Origin of the sequence: Neisseria sp. P0008.S004, from assembly GCF_051962755.1 — a bacterium.
Taxonomy (GTDB): Bacteria; Pseudomonadota; Gammaproteobacteria; order Burkholderiales; family Neisseriaceae; genus Neisseria; species Neisseria subflava_A.
Window position 1 is genome coordinate 71,090 of the sequence record NZ_JBQCUZ010000003.1, and the last position, 15,070, is coordinate 86,159.

Here is a 15,070-nt window from a genome sequence, read left to right on the forward strand (position 1 = left end):
AAAATGAATTCATTGAAATTGTCGCTGGGCCCTATTTTATTTTTCTGGCAAAAAGAAGCCCTACTGGAATTTTACGTTTCCATGCTGGATACGCCGTTGGACACTGTTTATTTGGGTGAGGTAGTCTGCTCACGCCGTCAGAAAATGCGCTTTGCCGACTGGTTCGGACTGGCTGAAGACCTGGCAGAAAGCGGTAAGGAGATTATTCTTTCTTCACAAGTCCTGCTCGAAAGCGAATCCGATCTGAAACGCCTGCGCAAAATTACGGAGCAGGGAAAGTTTAAAGTTGAAGCCAACGACATGGGTGCGGTCAAATTGGCACGCAAACACGGCATCCCGTTCGTTGCCGGTGCAAGCCTGAATATCTACAACGAAACCACTTTAGACGTATTCCGAAAATTAGGGGCATTCCGCTGGATTACACCGTCCGAGCTGAGCCGCGATAAGGTTGCCGAAATCATCAAGGCTTCAGACGGCATTGAAACCGAACTCTTCGCTTGGGGCAAAATGCCGCTTGCCTATTCATCACGTTGCTTTACCGCCCGCCATTACAATTTGAATAAAGACAGTTGCGAGTTCCGCTGCCTCGACCACGAGCACGGTATGGCCATGAATACGCGAGAAGGCCAGCCGTTTCTCACCATCAACGGCATCCAAACCATGTCTTACGGCTGCCAAAACCTACTGCCCCACCATGAAGACTTGAATAAAATCGGCGTGAATATGCTCAGACTGTCGCCACAAATGCACAGCATGGCTGAAATTATCCAAATTCACCGCGATGTATTGGACGGAAAAGCCACATGGGAAGATGTCCGCCCCGAGTTGGAACGACTGACTACCGGAACACTGGTTGACGGCTATTGGCGCGGTCAGCCCGGTATTGAAACCGTGAAGGAGGCATATTATGGCGCTGCCTGAAATCATATTACCCAAATGGATGGCAAAAATCGGTACCAAACTTCCCGGCAAACCTCCACGCTTTGTTTTGGTCTCCGTATTGAATACCATGCTGAAAAAAGGTTTACTACCTGCCGATATGGAACTTTTTGCCGGAAGAAAATTCGAAATCGAAGTTTTGGATGCCGGTATCAAAGTGCGGTTTAGTGCCGATACGGAAAAATTCCTGGACGACAACTTCAGCGGCGCCCCCGATCTGAGGCTGGCCGCCAACGGTATAGACTTCATGCGCATGATGATGCGCGAGGAAGATCCCGATACCTTATTTTTCAACCGTAAATTGCAAATTGAAGGCGATACGGAACTGGGGTTAATTACCAAAAACTTACTCGACAGCGTCGAGTGGCCTTTCAGCGAATGGTTCCTGAAACGCAGTACGTCCACTTTGGATTGATTAATTTTGGTTGAACCAAGAACAAAGGCCGTCTGAATGTTTCAGACGGCCTTTTGTATGTTTCTTCCATACGGTTTTATCAAACATAAAAAAAGCGTACCTAGAAAGGTACGCTTTTTTTCAATCTAACTCAAAATTAGAATTTTGCGCCAGACTCATTTGCCATAAAGTCAACAGCTGCTTTAACTTCATCATCGCTCAGGCTACCATTGCCACCTTTAGCCGGCATAGAATTAAAGCCTTCGATAGCATGTTTGTGCAGAGTGTCTTTACCTTGTTTAATGCGAGGAGCCCAGTCTTCTTTTTTACCTACGACAGGAGCGCCTGGAATCAAACCGCCATGACATGTTTTACAGTTGGCTTCAAAAACAGCTTTGCCGTCTACCTTAACCGGAGCTGCTTCTGCTTTTTCAGCAGGTTTGGCTTCAGCAGCAGGAGCAGCTTTAGCATCTGAAGCAGCTTTAGCATCTGAAGCAGCTTTATCGGCAGCAGGAGCCGAAGCAGCCGCTGGAGCAGAAGCATCGGCAGGTTGAGCTGCCGGAGCAGGCTCGGCTTTTTTAGCAGGAGCTTTTTTACCGTCTTTGTTGGACAAACCCCAAACATAAGCGGTCATGATGTGCAGCTTGTCTTTGTCGAGGAAGTGACCCCAAGCAGGCATTTGGCTGCTGCGACCGTTGGTAATGGTTTCGGTAATCGCTTTTTGAGTACCGCCCCACAACCATACATCGTCGGTCAGATTCGGGCCGAGGCCTTGGATACCTTGACCTTTGTCGCCGTGACAAGTGAAACAGTTGGCAGGTGGGCCGCTAAACAAGGCTTTACCGCGTTCTGCACGTTCTTCGTCGTATTGACCTTTAGGTTTAGAAAGGGACATAACATACTGTGTTACATTTTTCACGCCTTCTTCACCCAAAGCAGGACCCCATGCAGGCATGGCGGCAGTACGGCCTTTTTCAATGGTTTCCTGAATTTTTTCAGGCTCGCCACCCCACAACCAGTCATCGTCAGTCAGATTTGGGAAGCCTTTAGAGCCTTTAGCATCTGAACCGTGACATTGGATACAGTAGGTATTGAAAAGGTTTTGACCAATGGCACGTGCTTCAGGATTTTTAGCCACTTGGTCAATCGGCATATTGGAAAATTTAGCATACACTTTACCGTATTGCTGATTGGCTTTGGCAACTTCTTCTTCATATTGACCATGGCTGCTCCAGCCCCACAGGCCTTTGTAATCGCCGATACCTGGATACATAATCAGGTAGCCGACGCCAAACAGCCATGTGCAGACATAAAGCCAAAACCACCAACGTGGCAGAGGGTTGTTGTACTCCGAAATGCCGTCCCACTCATGACCTGTGGTTTTTACTTCTTCGCCTTTTTTAGGGCGTTTCACAACGTTTTGCGAAAGCAGAAGCCAAGCCAGGCCGATGAAGCTGAGCACGACGATAACGGCAATATATATACTCCAGAAACTACTGGTAAATTGGGATGTTGTGTTCATTATTTTGCTCCGTGATCACGGACTGACTGAGCTTGATCGTCCTTTTCAGACGGCCTTTGTTCGTCATTATCGAAAATACTGCTGGCTGCATCATCATAGTTTTTCTTATTGCGTCTATTGAACACAATATAGAGGACTAAAATAAAGCTGATGAATACCCAAACAGTAAAGAGCGAGCGAGCCCAGTTAGCGTCCATGATGTTACCTTACGTTTTTCAATGCCAAGCCCAAGCCTTGCAGGTAGGCGATAACAGCGTCCAGCTCTGATTTGTTGGCCAGCATTTCAGGTGCTTTGGCAATTTCTTCATCGCTGTAAGGTGTACCCACTTTACGCAGGGCTTTCATATGCGCCACAGTTGCCTCGGCATCGACTTTATTGCGTGCGAGCCATGGAAATGCAGGCATATTGGACTCCGGCACAACGTCGCGCGGGTTCAGCAGGTGGATGCGGTGCCACTCATCAGAATAGCGACCACCGACACGAGCCAAATCCGGACCGGTACGTTTAGAACCCCATTGGAACGGATGGTCATAAACAGACTCACCGGCAACGGAGTAGTGGCCGTAACGTTCAGTTTCTGCACGGAATGGACGAATCATTTGAGAGTGGCAGTTGTAGCAGCCTTCGCGTACGTAAATATCACGACCGGCCACTTGCAAGGCGTTGTATGGTTTCACGCCTGGCGCAGGTTCAGTAACTGCCTTGGAGAAGAACAGCGGGACAGCCTCGATCAGAAGGCCGACGCTGACTACAAGCAGGGTGAATACAATCAGTACACCAACTTTTTCTTCAGCTAATTGTTGCAATTTCATTTTGGTAGCCTATCTTTCTTATTATTAGTGGTGTTGGGTTTGAGAAACCGCAGGAATCTCAGCATCAACCGCTTTACCACTGATAGCAGTACGGTAAACGTTATATGCCATGATGCACATACCGCTCAGGTACAGAAGACCGCCGGTGAAACGAATCATGTAGTAAGGCATGGTACGTTTTACAGATTCGACAAAGGAATAAGTCAGTGTGCCGTCTTCGTTCAAAGAACCCCACATCAGGCCTTGCATCACACCGGCAATCCACATCGCGGCGATATACAGAACCACACCGATGGTTGCAATCCAGAAATGCGCTTCAACCAATTTGGTGCTGTACATTTCGTTTTTACCGAAGAGGCGTGGGATCATGTAGTAAACGGAACCGATGGTTACGAAGCCTACCCAACCCAATGCACCGGCATGAACGTGCGCAACAGTCCAGTCAGTATAGTGGCTCAGAGCGTTAACTGTTTTGATAGACATCATCGGGCCTTCGAAGGTAGACATACCGTAGAAGGACAGAGATACGATCAAGAATTTCAAAATCGGGTCGGTACGCAGTTTGTCCCATGCACCAGACAGAGTCATGATACCGTTGATCATACCGCCCCAAGAAGGTGCGAACAGGATCAAAGACAATACCATACCCAAAGATTGAGTCCAGTCAGGCAATGCGGTGTAGTGCAAGTGGTGTGAACCAGCCCACATATAAGTGAAAATCAAAGCCCAGAAGTGAACAACGGACAAGCGGTAAGAGTAAATAGGACGGCCTGCTTGTTTTGGTACGAAATAGTACATCATACCCAAGAAGCCGGCTGTCAGGAAAAAGCCCACCGCATTGTGGCCGTACCACCATTGAACCATCGCATCAATCGCACCTGCGTAAACCGGGTAAGATTTCATCAAACCGGCAGGGATGCTGATATTATTGACGATGTGCAACAGCGCAACGGCCAAGATAAAGCCGCCGTAGAACCAGTTGGCAACGTAAATATGTTTGATTTTACGTTTGGCAATCGTACCGAAGAATACGATGGCGTAGGCAACCCACACCAGCGTAATCAAAATGTCGATAGGCCATTCCAACTCGGCGTATTCTTTACCTTGGGTGTAACCCATAGGCAAGCTGATGGCCGCAGCCACGATAACAGCCTGCCAACCCCAGAAGGTAAATGCAGGCAGCCAACCGCCAAACAGACGGGTATTACATGTACGTTGAACAACGTAGTATGATGTACCGATCAAACCGCAACCGCCGAATGCAAAAATAACCGCATTGGTGTGCAGAGGACGCAGGCGACCGAAGTGGAACCAAGGTCCGATATTGGATAAATCGAGGGCCGGAGCAAAAAGCTGGGCAGCGACGATAACGCCGACCAACATGCCCACAATACCCCAAACTACAGTCATGATGGCGAACTGGCGCACCACTTTGTAGTTATAAGTTTGTGTGTCCATGGAAGTCTCCATAAATTATGGGTATAAAAAATTTTTATCTCACCCCAACCCCTGCATTTACGAAAAGCGCAATACGGCCAAGGCTCAAATTTTTCTAAATTTAACATAGACACCACAACATGCCAAGCAAAATTACATTCCACATTGCATAAAATATTTAGTAAGACATAAATTCATTTCTTTTATAATCAATAAATTATTAAAACATACGCATTAAATCAGACGTGGTATTTTTTCAAGCCCCCTTTTTCATACAGTTTTATTGATATAGATTAAGCCCACCCCTTAAACCCCCTTATTCTTAATAAACTTTAGCAAATTAACCAATAGTTATGATTAATTACAAAATTACTCCCAACTTTCTGTCTCATGAATGGCACATCACCTTATCATTCACTCAAACTGATGATTCAGAAACAGAAATCAGCTTACCCAACTGGGTTCCCGGCAGCTACCTCATCCGTGACTTTGCCCGCCATATCACGCACATCAGCGCGCGCTGCAACGGCAAAGCCCAGCTGCTGACACAAACCAGCAAAAACCATTGGCAAACCCCTGCTCTCAGTGGAGAGTGGGAAATTTACTACACTGTTTACGCATTCGACTTATCAGTTCGCGGCTCGTTCCTCAGCACCGAGCGTGGCTTTTTCGACGGCGCATGCCTATTCTTAAAAGTACACGGACAAGAGGAACAACCGCACCAAGTCGAATTTCCTACCCTGCCACACACATGGCAGATAGCCACAACCCTGCCACAAATTTCGGCGACCACTTTTCAGACGGCCTCATATGCCGAGCTTATTGATCACCCTGTTGAAACAGGCATCATCGAATTCCTCGACTTTGAAGCACAAGGTATTCCCCACCGTATTGCATTAAGCGGTATCTACCCCGATTTCGACCTCACCCGCTTCCTCGCCGATATTCAAAAAATCTGCGAAACCGAGTTGGCGATGTTCCCTTCCCCTGCCCCGTTTACCGAATACCTTTTCCTACTACATCTGGGAGACAACCTCTACGGCGGACTGGAACACATCAGCAGCACCGCCCTACTCGCCGACCGCCACAGTCTGCCATCTTACGATATGGGCGAAGCCGACAAAGCCTATACCGAATTACTCGGTCTATTCTCCCATGAATACTTCCACGCATGGAACGTCAAATCCATCAAACCGGCCGTCTTCGCACCTTACAATCTCGACCAAGAAAACTATACCGAGCAACTTTGGGCATTTGAAGGCATTACCTCCTACTACGACGACCTCTTTCTTGCTAGAAGCAAAACCATCAGCCCCGAAGCCTACCTTACCCTGCTTGCACAAGGCATCACACGCGTACAGCAAACACATGGCCGTCTGAAACAAACACTTGCCCAATCCAGTTTCAGCGCATGGGACAAGTTCTACAAACAAGACGAAAACAGCCCCAACGCCATCGTCAGCTACTATCAAAAAGGCGCACTGGCCGCACTTTGCCTCGACCTCATCATCCGTGAGAAAAGCCAAGGCAAATACACCCTCGACAGCGTGATGCAGCAACACTATCTCGATTGGTGCAACACCCATCAAGGCATACCCGAAAAACACTGGCAATCCCGTTGCCAAGAAATGACCGGTTTAGATTTAGAAACCTTCTTTCAGACGGCCTTATACAGTACCGATGATCTTCCGCTCGCAGAATGCCTGCAAAGCGTAGGTGTCAAACTCGACTTTATTCCCCTACCACGCCAGCACGGCGGAGCATTTGCCACCGAACCCCAATCGGTTGCCCCCGCCAACGATTTGGGCGCACGTTTCAAACAAAACAGCGATCATGCCGTCCTGACTCATGTATTTAATGGCGGTAGCGCAGAAAATGCCGGACTCTGCCCGCAAGATAAAATCATCGCCTTAGGCGGCTATGCCTGCAACGACCTTGCAGCGCAGTGGGGCAAACTGCCTATCGGCACGCGCACCACCATCCATTTCTTCCGCCAAGGCCTATTGCGTGAAACCAGCATCACAGTTCAAGCAGCAGAAGCCAATACTGCCCTGCTGCACATTACCGATCGCCAAAAACTCGAAAACTGGTTGTACAATCATTAAATAAAACTTCAAACGGCCTGCCACTTCCTAGGCCGTCTGAAATCAACATATCCATTTAATATAAAGAAAGGAAAAACTATGCCTATCCGTAAACTGACCGACACCCTCTATATCGCCCCTCAGCTGACCGAAGCCGACGTCCAAGAAGCCGTACGTCTCGACATCAAAACCATCATCTGCAATCGCCCGGACGGCGAAGAAGAAAACCAACCGGCTTTTGCCGAAGTACAAAACTGGTTTAAAGAGGCTGGCATCAACCAATTTTCCCACCAGCCCGTCGTTGCGCCTCAAATCACCGTAGCCGATGTTGCAGCCTTCCAAAATCTGTTGCAACAATCTCCGGCTCCCATTCTTGCCTTCTGCCGCACCGGCACTCGCTGCTCCCTGCTTTGGGGTTATCATCAAGTGCAACACGGCGCATCTGTAGCCGAAGTAGTTGCCGCAGCCGAACAGGCAGGCGTCAACCTCAGTAACTTTGAAGCCCGCCTGCAAGAAGCCAAAGATAAAGGTTTGGCTTAATACTTTATTTATATACTAAGTAGCAGCCTTCAAACCAATCAGGCCGTCTGAAACCCATTTTTCAGACGGCCTAATGACTTTTATTCACAATCAAACCTTATTTTTAATTTATTTCCACTATCCTAAAAATATATTTTCTAAATCAAGCCCGAATTGACCTGTATCAATACCCTAACCCTATTTTCATTTATAATGCCTTTCAATGCTTCAGGGTCAAGCCCGAATCATCCAGTTTTCCTCTATAAGAGCCAGCTCTCTTATTAAATGATTTTTCTTTCCTCTTGATGTGTGTGTGTTTGGGTGTGGCCGAAAGCCACCCCCTTTTTTTTATACCTACCCTCTTTAAGGCCGAGACCTTTGCAAAATTCCCCAAAATCCCCTAAATGTCTTGGTTGGAATTTAGGGAATTTTGGGGAATTTTGCAAAGGTCTCAATATGCCTGTGTTGGACGTGATTTCCGCCGGCGCGAAAGCCGCGCTGACAACGACGCGCAACAATAAAATCGGCATTATCGCCACCAATACGACAGTCAACAGCAATGCTTATGCGCGCGCCATCCATAGGAACAACCCTGATACGCTCGTCCGCACGCAGGCTGCGCCGCTGCTCGTCCCTTTGGTGGAGGAAGGTTGGTTGGAACATGAAGTTACCCGCCTGACCGTATGCGAATACCTCAAACCATTGCTTGCAGACGGCATCGATACGCTGGTGTTGGGCTGCACGCACTTTCCCTTGCTCAAGCCCTTAATCGGTAGGGAGGCGGGTAATGTCGCGTTGGTTGATTCTGCAATTACGACGGCTGAAGAAACAGCACGCGTCCTTGCGCAGGAGGGATTTCTCAATACTGACAACAATAATCCCGACTATCGTTTTTATGTCAGCGATATTCCTTTGAAATTCAGAATGATAGGCGAACGTTTTCTAAGTAGAACGATGGAGCAGATTGAAATGGTGTCTTTGGGTTAGTCAAGGTTTGCTCAAACACCCGCATATCCGGAGTAAGGATGTGCGGGTGTTTTTTGTGAAGGTACGTCAGAAAATGTTTGCAAATTACATTTTAAGTTAATAAAATATAAACTATTATCATTTTTAAAAAAGTTGATATGAAAAATTCACTTATTGCCCAAGCAGCCGGTATCCTGCCTGTGCTGCTGCTTTCTGCCTGCGCGGGTGGCGGCAGTTTCGATTTGGACAGCGTGGAAACGAAACAGCACAACCCGCAGTCCGAAGCACCGAAATACCAAGACGAACAGACTGAAAAACCGGCAAAACCCGATGAAGCGCAGGCGGCGGAAAACGACCGTCCGGTTTACGGTTTTGCAGCCAAAATACCGCGTCGGAACTGGCACCCGAAAAATAAAGAAGATCATAAGGCATTATCAGAAGCGGATTGGGAGAAATTAGGTGCGGGTGAGCCGGGTGAGTTTCCCCAAAAGAATGAGATTTTTGCGATGGATAAGGGTACGCTGAACGAATCCATCACAACGGGCGATGGCAAAAGCCGTGTGGAAGGATACACGGATTTCCAATATGTCCGCTCGGGCTATATCTACCGCAACGGTGCCAATAAAATCGATTTCAAAAACAATATCGCCCTTTCCGGCGCGGACGGCTACCTTTTCTACAAAGGCAGCAATCCTTCCCAAGCTCTGCCGATGGGCAAGTCGATTTACAAAGGCACTTGGGATTATGTAACCGATGCCAAGGAAAAACAGAAGTTTTCCCAGTTGGGTAATTCGCAAGCGGGCGATAGGTACGGGGCTTTGTCTGCCGAGGAAGCGGATGTGTTGCGCAATAAAAGCGAGGCACCGGAAGGTCAGACCGATTTTGGGCTGACCAGCGAGTTTGAGGTGGACTTCGCCGCCAAGACCATGACCGGCGCGCTCTACCGCAATAACCGGATTACCCATAACGAAACCGAAAATAAAGCCAAACAAATTAAACGTTACGACATTCAGGCTAACCTGCACGGTAACCGTTTCAAAGGTAAGGCGTTGGCTGCAGATAAAGATACTGGGAACGGTCATCCCTTTGTTTCTGATTCTGATAGTCTGGAAGGTGGTTTCTACGGGCCTCAGGGCGATGAGTTGGGCGGCAAGTTTTTGGCAAACGATAAGAAAGTGCTTGCCGTATTCAGCGCGAAACAGAAAGACGGTGCAGAAAAACCATTGGCTGAAACCTTTATGGACGCTTACCGCATCGGTGCGGATTTTGTGAAAAAACAGATAGACAGCTTTGGCAACGTGGCCAAACTGCTGATTGACGGCGTAGAGCTTGCGCTTGTGCCGTCCGAAGGCACTCAGACGGCATTCCAGCATGTATTTGAGAAAGACGGTGTGAAGGTGTCGGTATGCTGCTCCAATTTGGATTACCTGCATTTCGGGGTGTTGGAACACGGCGGTTCGCACGATATGTTCCTGCAGGGCAGCCGTACGCCGGTTTCCGATATGCCTGTAACGGCGGGAGAGGCGGTATATCGCGGTACATGGTCGGGTACTATTGTTAATGGTACGAGCTGGAGTGCCGAACCTTCCAATAAGGAAGGCGGTAACCGGGCGGAGTTTAAAGTTAATTTTGCCGAGAAAACCCTCAACGGTATGCTGACGGCGAAAGACCGCATTGCCCCCGTATTCACCATCACTGCCACGATTCAGGGCAACGGTTTTTCAGGTGTGGCGAAAACCGGTGAAAACGGCTTTGCATTAGATCCGAAAAATACCATCGATCCGAAACGGACGAATATCCGTGCAGATGTGTCCGGCGGCTTCTACGGCAAAACCGCCATTGAGATGGGCGGATCGTTCTCCGGAAATACATTGGAGGGAGAAAGCGGCAAGGCGGCAGTGGTATTCGGTACGAAACGCCAACAGCTTGTCCGGTAAACTGGGCTGCCGGTTGACAGAGGAAAGTTCTTCAGACGGCATATCGGTTTTAAATGCCGTCTGAAGGCAGTAAGTAGAGAAATGATATGAAACAGCAACATTTGTTCCGATTAAATATTTTATGCCTGTCGCTGATGACTGCGCTGCCTGCTTATGCGGATGTTTTACCGTCTGGACAAGTGTGGGAAAAGCAGCTCGATACCGTGCAGGTCAATGCGAAAAAACAGAAAACCCGCCGTGATAACGAAGTAACCGGGCTGGGCAAGCTGGTCAAATCTTCCGAGACGCTAAGTAAAGAACAGGTTTTGAATATCCGAGACCTGACCCGTTACGATCCGGGTATTGCCGTGGTCGAACAGGGTCGGGGCGCAAGTTCCGGCTATTCAATACGCGGCATGGATAAAAACCGCGTTTCCTTAACGGTAGACGGCGTTTCGCAAATACAGTCCTACACCGCGCAGGCGGCATTGGGTGGGACGAGGACGGCGGGCAGCAGCGGCGCAATCAATGAAATTGAGTATGAAAACGTTAAGGCCGTTGAAATCAGCAAGGGTTCGAATTCATCAGAATACGGAAACGGCGCATTGGCAGGTTCGGTCGCATTTCAAACCAAAACCGCAGCCGACATTATCGGAGAGGGAAAACAGTGGGGCATTCAGAGTAAAACTGCCTATTCTGGAAAAGACCATGCCCTGACACAGTCCCTTGCGCTTGCAGGACGCAGCGGCGGCGCGGAAGCCCTCCTTATTTATACTAAACGGCGGGGGCAGGAAATCCATGCGCATAAAGATGCTGGTAAAGGTGTGCAGAGTTTCAACCGGCTGATGCCGGTCGAGGATACCCATCCGTACGCAAATTTCATTGTCGAAGAGGAATGTTCCAATGGATATGCGGCCTGTAAAGACAATGCGAAAAAAGATGCTTTGGCCAAAGATGAGCGCAAAACCGTCAGCACGCAGGATTATACCGGCCCCAGCCGCTTCCTTGCGGACCCGCTTGAGTATGGCAGCCAATCATGGCTGTTCCGACCGGGTTGGCATTTGGACAACCGCCATTATGTCGGAGCCGTTCTTGAACGTACGCAGCAGACCTTTGATACACGGGATATGACTGTTCCTGCCTATTTTACCGAGGCCGATCTGAATGAAAGTGTCCGGAGAAACGGTACGCCGAGCGGCTTTGGCAAATATTCGGGCAATAATAAGGCCGAAAGGCTGTTTGTTCAGGGAGAGGGCGGTACATTGCAGGGTATCGGTTACGGTACCGGCGTGTTTTATGATGAACGCCATACTAAAAACCGGTACGGGGTCGAATATGTTTACCATAATGCTGACAAGGATACCTGGGCCGATTACGCCCGACTTTCTTATGACCGGCAAGGTATAGATTTGGACAACCGTTTGCAGCAGACGCATTGCTCTCACGACGGTTCGGATAAAAATTGCCGTCCCGACGGCAATAAACCGTATTCCTTCTATAAATCCGACCGGATGATTTATGAAGAAAGCCGAAACCTGTTCCAAGCAGTATTTAAAAAGGCATTTGATACGGCCAAAATCCGTCACAATTTGAGTATCAATCTAGGGTACGACCGCTTTAAGTCGCAATTGTCCCACAGCGATTATTATCTTCAAAACGCAGTTCAGGCATATGGATCGAAAATCCCGGAAGGGGCGCAGTCACCCAACGGAAGCCAAGGCAAACCGTATTGGGTGTCTATCGGCAAGACCACGGTCAATACATCGCCGATATGCCGTTTCGGCAATAACACCTATACAGACTGCACACCGAGGAATATCGGCGGCAACGGTTATTATGCAGCCGTTCAAGACAATGTTCGTTTGGGCAGGTGGGCGGATGTCGGAGCAGGCATACGTTACGATTATCGCAGTACGCATTCGGAAGATAAGAGTGTCTCTACCGGCACTCACCGCAACCTTTCTTGGAACGCAGGCGTAGTCCTCAAGCCTTTCACCTGGATGGATTTGACTTATCGCGCTTCTACGGGCTTCCGTCTACCGTCGTTTGCCGAAATGTACGGCTGGAGAGCCGGGGAGTCTTTGAAAACGTTGGATCTGAAACCGGAAAAATCCTTTAATAGAGAGACAGGTATTGTATTTAAAGGGGACTTCGGCAATTTGGAAGCCAGCTATTTCAACAATGCTTATCGCGACCTGATTGCATTCGGTTATGAAACCCGAACTCAAAACGGGCAAACTTCGGCTTCTGGCGACCCCGGATATCGAAATGCTCAAAATGCACGGATAGCCGGTATCAATATTTTGGGTAAAATCGATTGGCACGGTGTATGGGGCGGGTTGCCGGACGGGTTGTATTCCACGCTTGCCTATAACCGCATCAAGGTCAAAGATGCCGATATACGCGCCGACAGGACGTTTGTAACTTCATATCTCTTTGATGCCGTCCAACCTTCACGATATGTATTGGGTTTGGGTTACGACCATCCTGACGGAATATGGGGTATCAATACGATGTTTACTTATTCCAAGGCAAAATCTGTTGACGAACTGCTAGGCAGCCAGGCGCTGTTGAACGGTAATGCCAATGCTAAAAAAGCAGCATCACGGCGGACGCGGCCTTGGCATGTTACGGATGTTTCCGGATATTACAATATCAAGAAACACCTGACCCTGCGCGCAGGCGTGTATAACCTCTTCAACTACCGGTATACCACTTGGGAGTCTGTAAGGCAGACTGCCGAAGGAGCGGTCAATAGGCACAATAATGTCGGCAGGTATAACCGCTACGCCGCACCGGGACGAAATTACACCCTGACTTTGGAGATGAAGTTTTAACCTAAGCAACCGTGCATCAAGGCAATAGGAGACCTTTGCAAAATTCCCCAAAATCCCCTAAATTCCTACCCAGACATTTAGGGGATTTTTCATGAGTACCTTCTTCCAGCAAACCACACAAGCCATGATTGCCAAACACATCGACCGTTTCCCACTATTGAAGTTGGATCAAGTAATTGATTGGCAACCGATCGAACAATACCTGAATCGTCAAAAAACCCGTTACCTCCGAGACCACCGCGGCCGTCCCGCCTATCCCCTGTTGTCCATGTTCAAAGCCGTCCTGCTCGGACAATGGCACAGCCTCTCCGATCCCGAACTCGAACACAGCCTCATCACCCGCATCGATTTCAACCTGTTTTGCCGTTTTGACGAACTGAGCATCCCCGATTACAGCACCTTATGCCGCTACCGCAACTGGCTGGCGCAAGACGACACCCTGTCCGAATTGCTAAAACTGATTAACTGCCAACTGACCGAAAAAGGTTTAAAAGTAGAGAAAGCATCCGCCGCCGTCATTGACGCCACCATTATTCAGACCGCCGGCAGCAAACAGCGTCAGGCTATAGAAGTCGATGAGGAAGGACAAGTCAGCGGCCAAACCACACCGAGTAAAGACAGCGATGCCCGTTGGATAAAGAAAAACGGCCTCTACAGACTCGGTTACAAACAACATACCCGCACCGATGAGGAAGGCTATATCGAGAAACTGCACATCACCCCCGCCAATACCCATGAGTGCAACCATCTGTTGCCTTTGCTGGAAGGTATAGCCAAAGATACGACCGTCTATGCCGACAAAGGCTATGACAGTGAGGAAAACCGGCAACATCTGAAAGAGCATCGGCTGCAGGACGGTATTATGCGCAAAGCCCACCGCAAACATCCGCTGTCGGAAGCGCAAACCAAACGCAACCGATATTTATCAAAAACCCGTTATGTGGTCGAACAGAGCTTCGGTACGCTGCACCGTAAATTCCGCTACGCCCGGGCAGTCTATTTTGGTCTGCTCAAAGTAAGTGCACAAAGCCATCTGAAGGCGATGTGTTTGAACCTATTGAAAGCCGCTAACAGGCTAAGTGCGCCTGCTGCCGCCTAAAAGGCGGCCGGATGCCTGATTATCGGGTGTCCGGGGAGGATTAAGGGGATATTTGGGTAAAATCAGGAGTAATTAGGAGCGGAAATAAACGAAAACCTGTGTTTGGATTTCGGCTGTCGGGGGAAAAGGAATTTTGCAAAGGTCTCAGGCCGTCTGAAAACTTTCAGACGGCCTTTCCTTTCCCCTCACAAAAATAGTATAAAATCTCCTTATCGTTCAAACCACAAACTCAAAATACCATGGTCAACAAACTCACTCCCCCTCCAAGCCTGCCCGATCCGCAAGACCTCCGTGCCGTTATCGCTTACAACATGCGCCTCTACCGCGTTAATCACGGCTGGTCGCAAGAAGAACTGGCGCGCCAATGCGGACTTGACCGCACCTACGTCTCCGCCGTCGAGCGCAAACGCTGGAACATCGCCCTTTCCAACATCGAAAAAATCGCATCCGCACTCAAAATCGCCCCTTACAAACTCCTTCTTCCGCCGCAAGAGATGCTCCGCCAAATGACCGAGCCTGCCGACACCCAAGCCTAGTTCACAGC

Annotated in this window: 12 protein-coding genes and 1 pseudogene; 9 read left to right on the plus strand and 4 right to left on the minus strand. The window is 48.9% G+C overall.

What is annotated here, in order from left to right; translation table 11 throughout:
• Window positions 1-3 precede the first annotated feature (3 nt).
• The gene (locus ACTHSW_RS03870) at window positions 4-921 is read left to right on the plus strand and encodes a U32 family peptidase (RefSeq protein ID WP_070460069.1); all 918 of its coding nucleotides are present in this window, start codon (window positions 4-6) and stop codon (window positions 919-921) included.
• Entirely contained in the window at window positions 908-1,354 is a 447-nt protein-coding gene (gene ubiT / locus ACTHSW_RS03875) for a ubiquinone anaerobic biosynthesis accessory factor UbiT (RefSeq protein WP_049323906.1), read from the plus strand. Before ACTHSW_RS03870 ends, ubiT begins: the two co-directional genes overlap by 14 nt.
• Before the next feature lie 136 nt (window positions 1,355-1,490).
• On the opposite strand, the gene ccoP is transcribed toward ubiT, so the two are convergent.
• From ccoP to ccoN, 4 genes are read right to left on the minus strand one after another with little or no spacing between them, the layout of a single operon-like run.
• A complete protein-coding gene (ccoP, locus tag ACTHSW_RS03880; protein ID WP_083290024.1) occupies window positions 1,491-2,855 on the minus strand; it encodes a cytochrome-c oxidase, cbb3-type subunit III in 1,365 nt (454 codons plus the stop codon).
• On the minus strand, window positions 2,855-3,052 hold the full coding sequence (locus tag ACTHSW_RS03885; RefSeq protein ID WP_003748776.1) for a cbb3-type cytochrome oxidase subunit 3: 198 nt from the start codon (window positions 3,050-3,052) through the stop codon (window positions 2,855-2,857). The genes ccoP and ACTHSW_RS03885 overlap by 1 nt, the downstream gene beginning before the upstream one ends.
• Window positions 3,053-3,056: 4 nt before the next feature.
• Window positions 3,057-3,668, minus strand: a complete 612-nt coding sequence (gene ccoO / locus ACTHSW_RS03890) for a cytochrome-c oxidase, cbb3-type subunit II (protein WP_063075589.1) — start codon at window positions 3,666-3,668, stop codon at window positions 3,057-3,059.
• Window positions 3,669-3,692: 24 nt separating this feature from the next.
• Window positions 3,693-5,126: a cytochrome-c oxidase, cbb3-type subunit I gene (ccoN, locus tag ACTHSW_RS03895; protein ID WP_199900391.1), complete on the minus strand. Its 1,434-nt coding sequence runs from the start codon at window positions 5,124-5,126 to the stop codon at window positions 3,693-3,695.
• A gap of 332 nt (window positions 5,127-5,458) precedes the next feature.
• Between ccoN and ACTHSW_RS03900 the strand changes: the two genes are divergently transcribed.
• The 7 genes and pseudogenes from ACTHSW_RS03900 to ACTHSW_RS03930 all read left to right on the plus strand — a co-directional run bounded on the left by ACTHSW_RS03900 (window position 5,459) and on the right by ACTHSW_RS03930 (window position 15,062).
• Window positions 5,459-7,210, plus strand: a complete 1,752-nt coding sequence (locus ACTHSW_RS03900; RefSeq protein WP_070460061.1) for a M61 family metallopeptidase — start codon at window positions 5,459-5,461, stop codon at window positions 7,208-7,210.
• A gap of 78 nt (window positions 7,211-7,288) precedes the next feature.
• Window positions 7,289-7,729, plus strand: coding sequence for a TIGR01244 family sulfur transferase (locus ACTHSW_RS03905; protein WP_070460058.1), 441 nt, complete (start codon window positions 7,289-7,291; stop codon window positions 7,727-7,729).
• A 432-nt stretch (window positions 7,730-8,161) separates the two neighbouring features.
• Window positions 8,162-8,695: pseudogene (locus ACTHSW_RS03910) on the plus strand (glutamate racemase); the annotation flags it as partial.
• A gap of 137 nt (window positions 8,696-8,832) precedes the next feature.
• Window positions 8,833-10,611, plus strand: coding sequence for a transferrin-binding protein-like solute binding protein (locus tag ACTHSW_RS03915; protein ID WP_070460055.1), 1,779 nt, complete (start codon window positions 8,833-8,835; stop codon window positions 10,609-10,611).
• 86 nt (window positions 10,612-10,697) lie between these two features.
• Window positions 10,698-13,427: a lactoferrin/transferrin family TonB-dependent receptor gene (locus ACTHSW_RS03920; protein ID WP_070460052.1), complete on the plus strand. Its 2,730-nt coding sequence runs from the start codon at window positions 10,698-10,700 to the stop codon at window positions 13,425-13,427.
• A 91-nt stretch (window positions 13,428-13,518) separates the two neighbouring features.
• Window positions 13,519-14,526, plus strand: coding sequence for an IS5 family transposase (locus tag ACTHSW_RS03925; RefSeq protein WP_107810936.1), 1,008 nt, complete (start codon window positions 13,519-13,521; stop codon window positions 14,524-14,526).
• A gap of 239 nt (window positions 14,527-14,765) precedes the next feature.
• Window positions 14,766-15,062 (plus strand): helix-turn-helix domain-containing protein, encoded by a 297-nt coding sequence (locus tag ACTHSW_RS03930; protein ID WP_003680870.1) that lies wholly within the window; start codon window positions 14,766-14,768, stop codon window positions 15,060-15,062.
• The last annotated feature ends 8 nt before the right edge of the window (window positions 15,063-15,070 follow it).